The 14,417-nt window shown below is 52.3% G+C and carries 16 protein-coding genes and 1 pseudogene; 4 read left to right on the top strand and 13 right to left on the bottom strand.

Annotated elements, in window-relative coordinates:
• The 3 genes and pseudogenes from WMO66_RS08480 to WMO66_RS08470 all read right to left on the bottom strand — a co-directional run.
• Nucleotides 1–146: pseudogene (locus tag WMO66_RS08480) on the bottom strand (Type 1 glutamine amidotransferase-like domain-containing protein); the annotation flags it as partial.
• Nucleotides 147–184: 38 nt separating this feature from the next.
• The gene (locus WMO66_RS08475; RefSeq protein WP_349135993.1) at nucleotides 185–664 is read right to left on the bottom strand and encodes a flavodoxin; all 480 of its coding nucleotides are present in this window, start codon (nucleotides 662–664) and stop codon (nucleotides 185–187) included.
• Between the two features lie 15 nt (nucleotides 665–679).
• On the bottom strand, nucleotides 680–997 hold the full coding sequence (locus WMO66_RS08470) for a DUF6050 family protein (RefSeq protein ID WP_349135992.1): 318 nt from the start codon (nucleotides 995–997) through the stop codon (nucleotides 680–682).
• Here WMO66_RS08470 and WMO66_RS08465 point away from each other — a divergent pair, their 5' ends adjacent.
• The 4 genes from WMO66_RS08465 to WMO66_RS08450 all read left to right on the top strand — a co-directional run bounded on the left by WMO66_RS08465 (nucleotide 998) and on the right by WMO66_RS08450 (nucleotide 2,899).
• Nucleotides 998–1,162: a hypothetical protein gene (locus WMO66_RS08465; RefSeq protein WP_349135991.1), complete on the top strand. Its 165-nt coding sequence runs from the start codon at nucleotides 998–1,000 to the stop codon at nucleotides 1,160–1,162.
• A gap of 276 nt (nucleotides 1,163–1,438) precedes the next feature.
• The gene (locus tag WMO66_RS08460) at nucleotides 1,439–1,657 is read left to right on the top strand and encodes an LLM class flavin-dependent oxidoreductase (protein ID WP_349135990.1); all 219 of its coding nucleotides are present in this window, start codon (nucleotides 1,439–1,441) and stop codon (nucleotides 1,655–1,657) included.
• The gene (gene mobV / locus WMO66_RS08455; protein ID WP_349135989.1) at nucleotides 1,654–2,601 is read left to right on the top strand and encodes a MobV family relaxase; all 948 of its coding nucleotides are present in this window, start codon (nucleotides 1,654–1,656) and stop codon (nucleotides 2,599–2,601) included. Before WMO66_RS08460 ends, mobV begins: the two co-directional genes overlap by 4 nt.
• Before the next feature lie 34 nt (nucleotides 2,602–2,635).
• A complete protein-coding gene (locus tag WMO66_RS08450; RefSeq protein WP_349135987.1) occupies nucleotides 2,636–2,899 on the top strand; it encodes a hypothetical protein in 264 nt (87 codons plus the stop codon).
• A 66-nt stretch (nucleotides 2,900–2,965) separates the two neighbouring features.
• On the opposite strand, the gene WMO66_RS08445 is transcribed toward WMO66_RS08450, so the two are convergent.
• The 10 genes from WMO66_RS08445 to WMO66_RS08400 are packed head-to-tail and all read right to left on the bottom strand — an operon-like array spanning nucleotide 2,966 to nucleotide 14,403.
• Nucleotides 2,966–4,135, bottom strand: coding sequence for a nucleotidyltransferase domain-containing protein (locus WMO66_RS08445; RefSeq protein ID WP_349135986.1), 1,170 nt, complete (start codon nucleotides 4,133–4,135; stop codon nucleotides 2,966–2,968).
• A 5-nt stretch (nucleotides 4,136–4,140) separates the two neighbouring features.
• Nucleotides 4,141–5,007, bottom strand: a complete 867-nt coding sequence (locus WMO66_RS08440) for a metallophosphoesterase (RefSeq protein WP_349135985.1) — start codon at nucleotides 5,005–5,007, stop codon at nucleotides 4,141–4,143.
• Nucleotides 5,004–5,771 carry a glycosyltransferase family 32 protein gene (locus tag WMO66_RS08435; RefSeq protein WP_349135984.1) on the bottom strand — a complete coding sequence of 256 codons (768 nt, stop codon included), beginning with the start codon at nucleotides 5,769–5,771 and terminating at the stop codon, nucleotides 5,004–5,006. The genes WMO66_RS08440 and WMO66_RS08435 overlap by 4 nt, the downstream gene beginning before the upstream one ends.
• The gene (locus WMO66_RS08430; RefSeq protein WP_349135982.1) at nucleotides 5,761–8,073 is read right to left on the bottom strand and encodes a polysaccharide pyruvyl transferase family protein; all 2,313 of its coding nucleotides are present in this window, start codon (nucleotides 8,071–8,073) and stop codon (nucleotides 5,761–5,763) included. The genes WMO66_RS08435 and WMO66_RS08430 overlap by 11 nt, the downstream gene beginning before the upstream one ends.
• 6 nt (nucleotides 8,074–8,079) lie before the next feature.
• On the bottom strand, nucleotides 8,080–9,354 hold the full coding sequence (locus tag WMO66_RS08425) for an ABC transporter ATP-binding protein (RefSeq protein ID WP_349135981.1): 1,275 nt from the start codon (nucleotides 9,352–9,354) through the stop codon (nucleotides 8,080–8,082).
• 9 nt (nucleotides 9,355–9,363) lie between these two features.
• A complete protein-coding gene (locus tag WMO66_RS08420) occupies nucleotides 9,364–10,224 on the bottom strand; it encodes an ABC transporter permease (protein ID WP_349135980.1) in 861 nt (286 codons plus the stop codon).
• Nucleotides 10,225–10,238: 14 nt separating this feature from the next.
• A complete protein-coding gene (locus tag WMO66_RS08415) occupies nucleotides 10,239–11,411 on the bottom strand; it encodes a glycosyltransferase (protein ID WP_349135979.1) in 1,173 nt (390 codons plus the stop codon).
• The gene (locus WMO66_RS08410; RefSeq protein WP_349135978.1) at nucleotides 11,408–12,409 is read right to left on the bottom strand and encodes a Stealth CR1 domain-containing protein; all 1,002 of its coding nucleotides are present in this window, start codon (nucleotides 12,407–12,409) and stop codon (nucleotides 11,408–11,410) included. Before WMO66_RS08410 ends, WMO66_RS08415 begins: the two co-directional genes overlap by 4 nt.
• Before the next feature lie 10 nt (nucleotides 12,410–12,419).
• The gene (locus WMO66_RS08405) at nucleotides 12,420–13,436 is read right to left on the bottom strand and encodes an acyltransferase (protein WP_349135976.1); all 1,017 of its coding nucleotides are present in this window, start codon (nucleotides 13,434–13,436) and stop codon (nucleotides 12,420–12,422) included.
• Nucleotides 13,429–14,403 carry an acyltransferase family protein gene (locus tag WMO66_RS08400; RefSeq protein ID WP_349135975.1) on the bottom strand — a complete coding sequence of 325 codons (975 nt, stop codon included), beginning with the start codon at nucleotides 14,401–14,403 and terminating at the stop codon, nucleotides 13,429–13,431. Before WMO66_RS08400 ends, WMO66_RS08405 begins: the two co-directional genes overlap by 8 nt.
• Nucleotides 14,404–14,417 lie beyond the last annotated feature (14 nt).

The raw sequence follows: 14,417 nt of genomic DNA, 5'->3' as shown, positions 1-14,417 counted from the left end.
TTGAATAATTTTCGAGCCGAGCCGACATAACCGGTGTAGCCTTCACGCAGCGAAGCTGTTGGAATAAATGCGACTTTCTTGGTATCAATTTCTTCTTTTATCAAGCTTCCTACACTGGAAAAGTGCGAACATAAAAACAGTTTCATCTAAGTTCTCCTTTATAACCTTTCTATTTATACTCTTCTTAAAGTCCAAGCTCTTCAACCCACGCCGCAAGCTCCTGATGCCCGACGCTGTTCTTGAAAACCTTGCCGTCCATCAGTTTTGCGCCTTTGCAGTTCGGCGCAAGGTGTTCGTTCGTCTTGCCGATGCCGCTTCCGCCGGAGGTCGCAAACGGGGTGATCGTCTTGCCGGTCAGGTCATAGCTCTCAAGGAACGTATTGATAATCGTCGGCGCGACATACCACCAGATCGGGAAGCCCACAAAGATTGTGTCGTAGTCCTTCATGTTGTCCCGCTTGACGGCAATCTCAGGACGGGAGGCAGGATCGCTCATCTCAATCGTGCTGCGGGCTTTCTTGTCCATCCAGTTCAGATCAGCTTCCGTATAAGGCACCTTCGGCTCAATCTCAAAGATGTCTGCGCCGACTGCCTCTGCCAGCGTCTCGGCAACCTTCGCGGTCACGCCGGACGCAGAAAAATATGCTACAAGTTTCTTACTCATGTTTTTCCTCTTTTCTCAAGTCACAAGTCTGTATATGGTCAGGGGCAGATACCAGATAGCAACTGCCAGCTTCCAGATCAGAATTACGCCGCCGATCAGACCGCCGAGGACAAGGTTGAGTGCAACAACACCTACTGTCCCGGAAATGCCAAAGCCAATCGGAATCAGCGTGAACATCTTCCCAATGCCAAAAGGCACTCCGCAAGCAAGCCAGATCAGGAAATAATCGGGCGCTCCGTTTTCGACGAAAATACGGCTGAACATCGAAAACAAAAACAGTGCAACCACAACCGGAATGACGGTCTTCTTTACAAGAAGCTGCCGCTGTTTCACTTGTACGACAGCGACCTGACCGGCACGCAGAAGCTGCTGATGACGCTGCTTCTGGTGAATCAGTTCGACATTTACGACTTGAGCTGCCTTGCGCGGATGCGCCCGGAGGACGTGGCCGCCGATCTGGCAGAGCTGAAACGGAAGGGGTATTTGCAAGGCGAGTGAAAATCGGAAAGAAATTTGCGTGGCGGCAAAAGGATTTTGCGAAACCGTGCTGCTCGGAACCGCGCACCGGCTTCACGGATGCGCGTGGGGCTGCACGGTTTAGAGCAAAGTCACGCGGCTTCGAAAAGTCGATACCCCTCACTTACGAAGATGGCATCGACCGCCGCGCTTCCAGCGGATTTTGGGAAAACAGAAGATTACGCCAAACAGCGAAGCAGGTTTTCGGAAACGCGAACCCGCTTCGCTGTTTTCATCACGAAAAAACAGGAGGTTTTTATGAGCATCAGAAATGAAATCAAGGCGCAGATCGTCCGCGCCGGATTTACCATGCAGGATCTGGTTGACCGGCTCCACGACGAATACGATTGGAGCGACAGCGTATCCAACCTGTCCGCAAAATTGCAGCGGGAAAGCATCCGCTACAAGGAGGTCGTGGAGCTGGCCGATGTGCTGGACTGCAACATCGTGTGGGTGAAGCGAGGTCAGCGCCGATGAAAGCACAGTACGCCATTCTCCGCTTTGCCAAATATAAGGGGCCGGAAATTGGGCACATCGAGGCTCACAACGAGCGCACCAAGGAGAAATACGCCAGCAATCCAGACGTGGACACGTCCCGCAGCCACCTGAACTTCCATCTGGTGACGCCCCAGCGCAAGTACCGCGCCGAGGCGGAAAAGCAGATCGCAGAGGTTGGCTGCCGCACGCGGTCGGGCAGCGTGCGCGTGGTGGAGGCTCTCGTGACGGCCAGCCCGGAGTTCTTCAAGGGCAAGAAGAAATCCGAAGTCAGAGCCTATTTCACCGAGGCGCTGGACTTTATCCAAGAGCATCAAGACCCGAAAACGATCATATCCGCCGTGGTGCATATGGACGAGAAAACGCCCCATATGCACCTTTGCTTTATCCCGCTGACGGAGGACAAGCGACTCAGCGCCAAAGAGATCGTCGGCAACAAGAGGAAGCTGACGCAGTGGCAGGACAGGTTCTGGGAGCATATGGTCAGAAAATACCCGGATTTGGAGCGCGGCGAAAGCGCCAGCGAAACCGGGCGCGACCATATCCCGCCGCGGCTGTTCAAGGAGGCCGTCCACCTGAACCGGATGAAGGAGCAGATCATGGCGATTCTGAACGACACCAATCCGTTCAACAAAAAGGCCAAGCTGGACGAGCTGGAAGCGCTGCTGGGCAAATACGTTCCCGGCGCGGAGGCTCTGCGGACGAAGCTCAAGAAGTACGACGCAGCCTACAAGGCGCTGACCGCCGAGAATGCGGCGCTCGAAAAGCAGCTGGGCGCTGCCTCCAAGGAAAGCGTCCTGAAAAAACTGGAAATCAACGAAAAGCTCCGGGAGCTGGACGAGCTGCACCGCATGGTGGACGGCATCCCGCCGGAGATTTTGCAGGCGGCCAAGCAGGTGGTCGCGCATAAGCCGCAGGAAAGATGAGGAAACTAAGAATGTTAAAGGAGGCTGGTTCTATTTGGAGATGAATGTCAGGGACGATCAGAAGCTTGTTGAAATCTGGCTGACGAATGCAGAAAAAATTGACCCCGTCCTGCGGGAGGGGCTGAAAGAGATTTACGCCAAGTATAAGACGAAGAAATACATGGTCGCCGTGTTCGAGTCCGGCAAGGGCGACCTTTACGAGAACACGCGGGATCTGCTGCTCTTCAACCGCCGCCGCAGCGCCGAAAAGGCCGTGCAGCAGGCGAAAAAGCAGCGGGCCGTGGGCATGGAGCGGTAAGCCGCGGGCGGAAGGGAGCAATCCCTTCCGCCCGTTTTCTTTTTTGCCTGAATTTAATCCATAATATCACAGTCCGATCCGGCGCATAAATCCGTCATAGGTTTCTACACTGGCTTTATCCGTTTTCGTGACCTGCTTCATCTGGCAAATCCGGCTCGGAATCAGGCGCAGATTGGCAAACAGCCGCACGAGCCATGCCAGCGGCAGGAGCCAGTGGCGGTTCCGCAGAAATGTATAACGCGATTCGATCTCCGCTGCCGGAGGAAACAGCATCTTCCGTAGGACACGGCTCCTCGACGGAGCTTCGTCCTTTTCGTTGCGCAGTTCGATGACGGCATGATCGCGGGAATGCCCGAACAGATCGGAATCCAGTGTGTAAGACAGCAGCCTGTCCAACGCTTCTGTGTCTGGTTCTGGTAAGGGGCAAATTGTCTTCGTTCCGAACCATACACGGCAGGCGTTCATCACCGTATAGAAGAATTCCGCCAAATGTAGCGCGACAAACTCTCCTGCAATGGCTTGCCAATGTAGGCTGTCGTCCTTGTGCTTTATATACAGCGCAACATCCAGATACATCCGCAGTCCCGCACCACCGCCGTAAAGGTGCTTGGCCAGGTGGCAGACCGTGTAGATAAAGTGAAAATCATCCTCCGGACGGAACCGAAGCCCGTCATCCGGTTCAGCATGCGCCCACGCGGCATCAAAGTATGCCTGCAAATCAGTCCTGCCGTCCAGATTACCGTCCATGAGATTGGTGTGAATTTCGTAATATTCCGCATCTTTTATGTAGGAATACGTCGGCTCCCAGTCCTGCTTCACGGTATAGCCCAGCGACAGCATCAGGTTATGCACCTTCTGCCGATCCTCTGGATGAATGAGCAGGTCGATATCGCCAAAGGTACGCAGCTCCGGCGTAGGATACAGCTTGCGGAGATAATAGCCCTTCACCGGCATATGGGCGATGCCATGCTCCGTAAAGCTTGCCGACAAGGTCTCGAAGTCCACGCAGCGGTTGAGATTCGTTGCAACCGTGCCGTACAGCAGCCCATCGAGCTGGCGGCAGACATTTGGGTCGTCAAAGAGCTTCCAGCGTTTGTTTTCATACGCCAGAACCGGCAGGAGATTCTGCTCTACCGCCGTCCGCCACAGATGCGGGATATTCCAAAGCCCGTCCGGTTCCGGCGGGGCATCCTGTACGAAGCTGTGTAGGAGGAGCGGGAACTGAGTATCTAACATAAATGTTACCTTTCTTGGGTGGTTTCCGGCACAAGGTCGATCACGACGATCTCCGGCGGGTTATTGATACGCGGAATCATGCCGTGGCCCGCGAGACCGGAGGTAATGACCATCTGCATATGTTCTCCAAGGCGGAAATATCCTTGGTCGTATTCCGGAAACCAGCCCTGCATGGGCGCATACAGTCCGCCGATGAAGGGCAGCCTGATCAGCCCGCCGTGGGTATGCCCGCTGAGAACGAGATCGACATTCCACAAGTTGTATGCGCCGTTGAAAATAAACGTGTCCGGCATATGAGCAAGGCAGATTTTCGGCACATCGGTGTCCTCAAATGCCTTGAGGAACTGATACTCCGGTGAGGAAGAAAACTCCTCCTCGCTGCGGCCAAAATAAAAGGCGTGTCCCATGGTGCCGCCAATGCGCAGCGGCTGACCGGCTAGCGTCACGTCCGCATAGCTGTCATTGACGACTACGGCACCGGCTTCCGCTACCTGCGTGAGGAGTGAGGCGTCGGTTTGCATATATTCCAGTTCATGGTTGCCAGGAGCAAAATACACCGGTGCGATTTCATGCAGTCTCTTTATCAGCCGCAGCAGTTCCTGTACATCCGTTGGATCTGCACTGCGGTCGATCATATCGCCATCAAGAAAAATCGCGTCCGGGGTTTGCTCTTGTATTTTTGCAATCAAGCGGGAGTTTTCTCTGCCAAAAGATTTCCCGTGAAGGTCGGAGAGGAGGACCAACCGAAGCGGGCTACTGAGATTTTGCAGGGCGACGGAATAGGATGCAGTGCTAATTCGAATGTTCGTAAGGACAATAAGGAACACAATAATTAGCACAATAAGAATAAACAGTATTGTACGTTTGATCATTTCCTGCGTAAAAAGCGCTTGATCGATTCAACTCGATCATCCCCAATTAATTTGCGCAATAGAATCTTCGGCGAATTCTTAATGCGTTCTATGCGATACTTTCGCCAACGAGCTTTTGTTTTCTTCTTTTCCGTTGGTGCAACCCATGAACCATTGAAATGATGAATGCAATATGTACTGTCTGTAAGCTCAACGATTCCGGTATGGGTATCTTTGGGGCAGAAAAAATCTTTTGGATAAAAGGTAACCTCTTTTACCGTTTGTAATGCGTTATCAAAAGAAAACCCATGCCGTGCCATATAATTTGTTATTGCTGTAACATTGGTTTCCAAATTCACTGAGCCGTCGTCTAACACAAACCGTTTTTTGCTGTACTCATTTAGCCATTCTTTAAATGTCGAATGATCTTTTTCACAAGCCATAATTCCTGTAGGAATGCGATCCACTGCTTCAAACCCACTAAATGCACTTTCTTGCAAAAAACAATCTATTGGCCGTACAAGTTCAACGTCGGTGTCCATATAGATACCGCCATAGTTAACAAGCGCCCAAAGTCTAACATAGTCTGAAACAAAAGCCCACATCTTCTTGTCATACGCTTGTTTAACATAAAGTAAGCTGCCGTTAATATCAAAATTGCTCTCATCCCATCGCACAATTTCATAATCCGGGCAGTATTTTTTCCAGCTCTTAATGCATTTCTGCGCTAATGGCGGCAATGGGTTTCCGCCGAACCAACAATAGTGAATAATCTTAGGTATCATTATTTGGCTCCTTGTATGTTACCATCTTAAACACATATTTTAGATACTCACTGGATGACAGGCTTCTGTTTTCAAGTGGCACCGTATATCTGTCAACAAAGGATTCGAGCTTCTTGTCCTTGCTCTTCAATTCCAGCATCAGCGTATCATAGAAAACAGGCTTCGGAATGTTATTGCTCTGCTGATATTTAAGATAGTCCTCTATTGGTTGATTTTCCGCTATAGTGCCGCCGGCAAAAGCCGCATCCATAGCAGCCCTGCGTCCGTTTTCCGTAAAGCATACCATCATGCTCACACCGGTTTTGTCTTCCTCAAATCTTGGTCCCCAGTAGTCGCCGAGGCGGATATCCGCTTCAGAATCCGAGCGCCATCTGCACTCATAGCAGCTCTCCATATAGCAGTTGCCTACTTCAAACATACGGAAAAATGGATCGTCCTTTTTTGAGCAGCAATAGCTTCTCTCTCCGTCAGAAGCATACAAATATATATCCCGCCAGGACTTTGGCTTGTATCTGAAAACCATCTGCATCCGTTTGTTATCAACTCCAGAGGTACGGTGTATGAAGTCTCCATACTTTTCATAGAGATGATAACTCGGAACGCCATGACAAACCAAATCAATAAAAAGGACGTTGTCCCAGCCTTGCAGCGCACGCCGCGCTGACGCTATCTGACAGGGTGTACCGAATACAGCGAGTGCCGTACCCTTATCCTCGGCACAAAGCTTTTTTATTACATCCGAAAAATCGCTCTGGATGTACTTTGAGCCCTGAATCTTATACAGTTCGCTCTCGTCAGATATCAGTATATGTTCAGCTCGCTGTTTCTCCGCATTGAACATACATCCTGCAATCTTATAGCCCCTGCGAATCAGCAATCTTGCTATACTGTATGCCGCGCCGCCACTTGTGGAATTGAGCAGTACATTGCTGTCCGGATTTTTGAAGGAATACATCTGCGCATCCTTTGCCGCCCGGTTCATGGCCTCTGTTCCAAACGGGCATACTTTTGTACATTTGCTGCACTCCACGCACATTTTGCCATCGAGTTTTGCAGTAAGAAAGCCGTTGCCGCTCATCTCCATTTTTATTGCAGAGGTCGGACACACGGCGGCACACGCTCCGCATCCGCAGCACAGGCTGCTTCGTGCTTTAATATTTGCAACCCGTTTTTCCTGTAGATTAACGTGCGAAAGTGAATATCTAAGGTATTCCAAAGATGTCACGCGCAGTGGGCTCAGTGCGGTATCGGCATACTCGAAATCTGCCGTCGTTTCCGCTATCTCTACGGCGTTACTTCCGGAGAAAAGCCGATCAGACATTCCCGTCAGCCCAAGCAGATGCTCAACACGCGAGTTTTGACTTTTCGGATCGTTTTTCCCGAACCGTGCAAATGCGGTGAAATTTCGGTGGAATATCAGCGAAAATGCCATTCCGTGGAACGAATCTGTGCAGACATACTCCGCATTTCGAAACAGTTTTACAAATTCCTCCGGTCCTACGGGCTCAGTTACGCATCCGCTGCGTTTGGTATCCTGCTCGAATACCGGTATAATGCGCAACGCGAGTCCCATATCTGAAGCCGTTTTTTCTATTGCCGCCCAATGCTCGTCGCTGCTGCCAAGCATATATACCAGTAGGTACCGTTCTGTTCTATCTTTGCCGATACAGCAGATTTCTTCCCATCTTGCCGCGTCAAGCAACAGCGTAGGGTCAGCCACTACTTTTACTTGACGTCCGGTCAACTCACTTATGAGCTTGGCTCCGGAGTCCTCACGGGCCGACAACGCACCAAATCCATCAAGCAGACGAGATATATCCGCCTTGATATATCTGTCCCTGATTTCTTTAGCACCCATGCTTGATGCATATGCGATTTTTTTCGCATTATCGCGAACAAAATTCAAATAATAATGCGGGTCATATGCGAGCGGCGACCATACCTGATCGCTTCCGCTGATAAAGACATCAAATTTATCGTTCAGCAGTTCGAGGTCTGAGAGTGTACGGCACGGTTCAGTGAATTTGATATTTTTTTCGAGGAATGCATCGAATGCTCTATCCCGCAGCTCTGATTTGAATCTGCGCAGCTCCGGTTCGGATGTTCGAGTCAGCTTATTGTGGATTCTCCGCCTGAACTCAGGTATGCTGTAATCCGGCAACGTCCTAAAATATCCGCATGGACGGTACTGTATAAGCTGCGGGTCATGCCCCATATCCCTCAGCACAGCTTGCATGGCGGCTGCCTGTAAAGCTGTTCCATAGTTGCGATAATGATACCACGTCATAACGGCAAGTTTCATGGACTATTATCCTTTCATTTCAACAATCGGTGGCGGCAATTCAATGTTCCCCCACGCCGTTGTTCGCCATGGCAATCTTCCTGCATCCTGCCGCTCAATGGTAAAATTCAATCCGGGTACCCAATCTACTTCCTTAGATGTACCAAATTCATTTGAAAGGAAAAAAACATAAAATGATTGATAATTCCCTGGTGCCAGAGTCGAAACATTGAATGCGAAATCAGCTTCTGAAGCCTCATCTCGCTGTCCATTAAACAGATTATAACCAAATGAAGCACATACCTTAGTGTTGCCCATTCCCTCTACAACCCATCTAAAGCTCATGTTCCTCACATCGTGGTTGTATTTCCACTTTATGTGTAGTTTGATTGTCTTTGCCTCGACAAAGGTATTGCTGTCTGTATCAACATAATTTGCCGAAAGTATCCTTGCATCATCACGTTGAATATATGCCATTCTTCGATAATCAGCATAATCTCTGCTGATTGCTGTCTTCATATTGGCATCCATATATATGTCAATCGCCTTTTCCACATCCCCATCAAAAATCAGCTTTCCGTGATTCAACACGATGCACCTTGTGCAAAGCTGGCGGATGGTGTTCATATTATGGCTGACATAGAGGACCGTGCGGCCCTCAGAATTAGCGGCATCGCCCATTTTGCCGAGGCACTTCTGCTGGAACTTCATGTCTCCCACGGCGAGAACCTCATCCATGACCATGATCTCACTATCGAGATGTGCGGCAACGGCGAAGGCCAGTTTGACATACATGCCGCTGGAGTAACGCTTCACCGGCGTGTCGATGAACTTTTCCATCTCCGCAAACTCAACGATCTGGTCGAATTTGCGGTCGATCTCTGCCCTCGTCATACCGAGAATCGCGCCATTCATATAGACATTCTCTCGTCCCGTCAGTTCCGGATGAAAGCCCGTACCAACCTCCAGCATAGAGGCAACGCGGCCGTTATAGCTGATCGTCCCCTTGGTCGGCGCAGTGACGCGGGATAGAAGCTTCAGAAGCGTGGACTTACCGGCACCGTTATGGCCAATGATGCCCAGTGCCTCGCCCTTCTTTACCTCGAAGGATACATCGTCCAGTGCAAGGAATTTCTCACCCATGTGCGTTGCTGCGTCGGAGCCGATCTTGCTGTTGGGGTCTTCCTTGCCCTTCAGGCGGGCCATCCAGCTTTGAAGATCGCCGCGCAGCGTACCGCCGCCGATTGCACCAAGGCGGTATTCTTTGGAGACATGTTCGATTTTGATTGCAATTTCGTCCATTTTACTTCCTCAGACTGTATCCATAAACGTTTTTTCCACGCGGCTGAACAGCACTACACCAAGAAACAGGAATACCATGGTGGTACCCCAGCCGATGAGATAATAGCTCCATTCCATCGCGCCTGTACCCAAATAGGCATAGCGGAACAGGTTAACGATGGGGGAAATCGGGTTGCACATATAAAGCACATGCCATTTTCCGCCAGGTGCAAAGGCACCAAACCGGAACATATCATAGGCAATTGGTGAGCCATACATCCATAGCTGTACGCCGAAGCCGACCAGCATGGCAAGGTCGCGGTATTTCGTAGTCAGCGCGGAAATGATGATGCCACAGCCAAGGCTCAGCATCGCCAACTGCAAGATGATGAGCGGGGTCATGAGCATCCAGAGATTCGGATGCACACCCTGCTTTGTGACGGTGTAATAAACCAGAAAGATCAGCAGAAAGCCATACTGAATGGCAAAGCTGATGAGTTCCGAAAACACCGTGGAAATCGGCATAACAAGACGAGGGAAATAAACCTTTCCCATCGTCGCGCTGTTGGCGACAAACGTATTCGCTGTTTGCGTCAGGCAGCCGGAAAAATAGGTCCACAGCACAGTACCGGCAAGGTAGAAGATAAACGGCGGCACACCGTCCGGTGACAGCCCCGCGATATTGCCGAACACCAGCGTAAACACCACCGTCGTTAGCAGCGGTTGAATGATTGCCCATGCCGGGCCTAGGATTGTCTGCTTATATTTTGACACAAAGTTGCGCTTAACAAAGAGGAAAATCAAGTCGCGATAAGCGAACACCTCTTTTAGGTGCAGGTCAAACCAGCCGCTTTTGGGCTTGATGACTGTGGTAAATGTTTGCTTTTCCATAGTGTCTCCTTCTGCTACAGCAGGGCATACAGTTTTTGCAGAATAAGGGCATTGTCATGCTCAAAATCGTGGCGGCGCAGCGCCTCGCGGAGAGCCTGACGCAGATCAGGCGTGCGATAAAGCTCGGCTGCCGCGTCGGCAATCGACGCCGCATCTAGCTTGCAGAGTCGGCCCGTTTTTCCATCTTCGAGTTGTTCTTTGGCAGCATTTTGTGTTGCCAGAATGGGCACAGCCAGCAGCCGCGCTTCTAACACCGTGACGCAGTGGCCTTCAAACCGGCTGGGCTGCACATACAAATCTGCTTGTCGGATATAGGGATAGGGATTGTCCTGCATTCCCAGCAGTGTCACATATCGATCCATTCTAAGCGCACGGAGCTGCGCCCGCAAGGAAGCTTCCTCCGGCCCGCCGCCGACAATCCACCAGTGGATATCGGCCAGGCCATCCTGCACCAGCTTTGCGCAGGCAGCAATGGCAAGATCCATGCCTTTGGCGGGCGCGAGCCGCCCGCAGGAAACAATGTTGAAGCAATCCTTTGGAAAAACTATCTCTGGCATTGCCATGCTCTTTGTCTGCACACCTGACACGTCAATCAGATTGTTTACCGCAATGATTTTTCCGGCGTAACACGGACGATACGCCTTTAGCTTCTCCGCCAACGCTTCTGAGACAGCAATTACCTTTTCCGCCTGGCGATACCCCAGCTCATCATGATATTCCTTCCGCATCGCGCCGTGATGATAAAACATCAGGAAGCGGTCAGCGGAGACTGCGCGGACAGCCGTTTCGGCAGCACGGTCGCTGTAAATCACCGCTGTGTCAAAATGTTCGCCGCCCAGTTGCTTCTTTACATAGGCAGCATACCGCCTTGCTTCCGGTGCGCGTAGGAGAAAGCGCAGGATGCGCCAGATCAGGCGACGGAGCTTTGAGGCATGCTGTGGCTCCTCCATAAGGTTGTACATCCGTTTATAACGGTAGCCTTCCCGAAATGTCACCGCATGCTGTCGGTCGGAGACGATCAGACGGCATTTCGGTGTGATGCGGTACGCCATTTCCTGACAATCCCGCAGGATCAGGCAAGTCACGTTGTACCGGTCGTAATCGAGCCGGTTCAGAAGATTCACCAGTGCTGTCTCTATTCCGCCAATCCACAGCGCCTCTGTGATAAAAATGAGCTTCTTTTTCATATCTCAAACCCGCTTTTCTTCGGCAGGATCGTCTCGAATGCGCCGCGCAACTGCGACGACAGCACCTCAAAATTCACCGGCTTTTCCGGATCGTTGATGCAGAGCATGTCGTGGCACTGCTCCCGAATGATACGGCACAGCTCGTCCACGGTGTCCCCGTCAGCGCAGGACACGACATTATCCGTGTTGAATGGTGCAAACTGTCCGCTGGCTACCTGCCACCACAGGCACACCCACTGATTCAGATCCTCTGCACTGCGGAAGCGGTGCGAGGTTGTCCGCGCCAGCAGCTCCGGTTCCGCGTCCCAGACGGCGGCAAAGGCGCTCTTTGTATACGCCGCTGGGGCATGCAGGTTTTTAAAGCCGGTGAAATAGTTGGGAAACAGCTTTTCCACCGCCTTGGTGCGAAGGTTGTCCTGCCAGCGGTAGGCGCGGTTGGCATATTTGCCGCCGTGTTTCTTTACCTGCGTGCGCTTGTTGAAGTGCGCGTTGATCACACCGAGATCATTCACCGCCGCGTGCTGCCAGATACCGATCTCGCCCACCAACTCAATGGGATATTCCCCACCATAGGTGCATGGCAGTCCATCTCGGAAAAACGCAGTCTCCGAAACCGGACGAATCAAAAACGTATCGTCGTTGAAGTATACAAAATGCTCCGTCAGCCCCGGAATGCGGTGTAGGTTCATCTCGATGGCATGAGAGCTGAAGGTCGGCAGTACCTCCGGCGGGAGAAAATCCTCATGCTTCACATGGTGCAGCTTCGGATGCGCCAGATTAAGAAACGCCGGGACATGCCCACAGGTAACAAAGTGGATTTTCCGCGCCCACGGCGCAAATTGCTCCACTGCGCGAAACCAGTAGGGCATCAGCCCCCAGTCGCGGAAGCGGTTGGGGGCGTTGCTGTCGTCCAGCGTCCGGCCCTGGTACCGGGCCTTCTCCGCCTGCCACGCCGCATCGCTCCCGTCCACCCAGAGCACAACAAAATCGATATCCATAGCTTGCTCCTTATGTGATCTTTTTCCCGATATACGGGATCTTCCGCAGCAGCCACGCCGCCAGCAGGCTGACCAGATAAATGCACGGCACGCGGATAAGCCGCAGCGCGCCCGGCGTCGGCAGCAGCTCGTTGACGAGCGCGTGGATGCAGTACACGCCGAAACCCAGCTCCGTCAGAGTGCGGAACACGCGCGCTGTCCGTTCGGAAAAGCGGATTTTTGCGACCCGCCTGAGGAAAAACAGGAAAATTGCCGCAGAAAAAAGCACGACGTTCGGCTTCATATACTGCTTGACAAAGTCTGCTTCCTGCAGCGCCGGTGCGATCAGCGCTTCCGTGACAGCCGTTCCGAACAGGGACGCCATCCCCAGCGCGTAAACGGCCGCTTCCAGCCGCCCGGAGATGCGGTCTTTGCTGTGCCACAGGAAGTAGCCCAGCATGAAATAGCCGACATAGCCCGTGACCGCCTCCATATGCAGCCAGTCAAAGAAGTCCTGCAGGACCGGCCCCACATGCGGCAGATAGACCAGATACTGCGTCACAAGGTTCATCACGCCGAACAGGAGCAGAAAATAGCGCAGGAGCCTGTCGTCCTCCGCGATCTTCCGCAGAAACGGCGTCAGCAGATACAGCCCCACAAGCGTATACAGATACCAGAAATGATACGGTCCCTCGATGAACTGCGCCAGAATGCCGAAAGCGTTCAGCCCCGCATACCCGCCGGAGCGTATGTAATAGACCGTAAAGACCGCCGACCAGGACAAGAACGCCGTCACGATGTGCGGCACATACTTTGTCAGCACCCGCCGCAGCGTCACGTCCCTCTGCGGATCCAGAAAGAACCGGCCGGAGATCATGAAGAACACCGGAACACACCAGACGATCAATGCAACAAACGCATGGTTCGAAATGGCACGGCCGAAGATCTGCACGCCCGTGCCTCCCCCGCTGTGCATGGCGATCACGGCCAGCATTGCGGCCAGCCGCAGGATATCCAGCTCCGTCTGCCGTTTGGCCTGTTCAGGCATGGGTTCGTTCTTTTCTCGGTCTGCCCACGAGCGCAGGGCAGACGCGGTTGATGATGAGGATCAGCGCCGCTTCCACTGCGGCGATCAGGAGGAAAACGCCAATTACCCAGAGGGGGCTGCTGTTTCCGGGGATGGTGTACAGCACGAGCTGGTGCGTACCCATGACGGTCAGGGCGTTTTCGCCGATCCGGCTGGGCCATTTCCACGGGATACGGTCAGCAAGCCCCAGCACGAAATACGTCCCGCAGACGCCGCTGACGAGATACAGCAGCGGACTGCGCAGAACGCCGTCATAAAAGCTGTTGCCGAGAGAGAACTTAAAGCAGACCGCCGCGGCGGCTGCCGTCAGGAAAAACGCGCCGCCGATCTTCGGCCAGCTGAACGCCATCAGCTGCTTTTTAAGCAGGTTTCCGGCCAGCATGAAGACAAAGCCCAAAATACCGCGGAACAATAGCACTTGCAAATGTCCCCCCCTTGTGGACATCAAAAACCGAAGCCCCAGTAGCAGCACCGTACCTCCCACGCCCCACGCGATCTTGCGCGGGAAGCGAATGTACAGATAGTAAAGTACACACGCCAGAAACATCGCTGGCAAAAACCAGTCCGCACTAACATTGCAGCGCATGGTCAGCATCAGACGGAGCCCCTCTGCAAAAGAAACAGAATGCAGTACGAAATGCTTGTAGAGGAGAGCAAGGCACTCAAAAAACAGGTACGGAATCAGAAGTGTTCTTGCCTTATGGACAAAATACGCGCCTATAGGGCGGCTGCGCCACTTTTCGCCGTCGGTCAGCAGTCCGGACAGCAGGAAGAACGCAGGCATATGAAAGGCGTTTATAAATTCCTGCGCCAGGGTGTACGGGATGATATTGTACTGCGGATTGGCGTAGTTCAAAACATGCCCCAGTACCACCAACGTGATCAAAATCGCACGTGTAGTATCAATGTATGTCAAACGCCTAATCATTGCGCTAGCCTCAC

Source organism: Faecousia intestinalis (assembly GCF_040096185.1).
In the GTDB taxonomy this organism is placed as follows: Bacteria; Bacillota; Clostridia; order Oscillospirales; family Oscillospiraceae; genus JAZOXB01.
The sequence above is the reverse complement of the archived record's forward strand: the minus strand, read 5'-3'. Positions and strand labels throughout refer to the sequence as shown.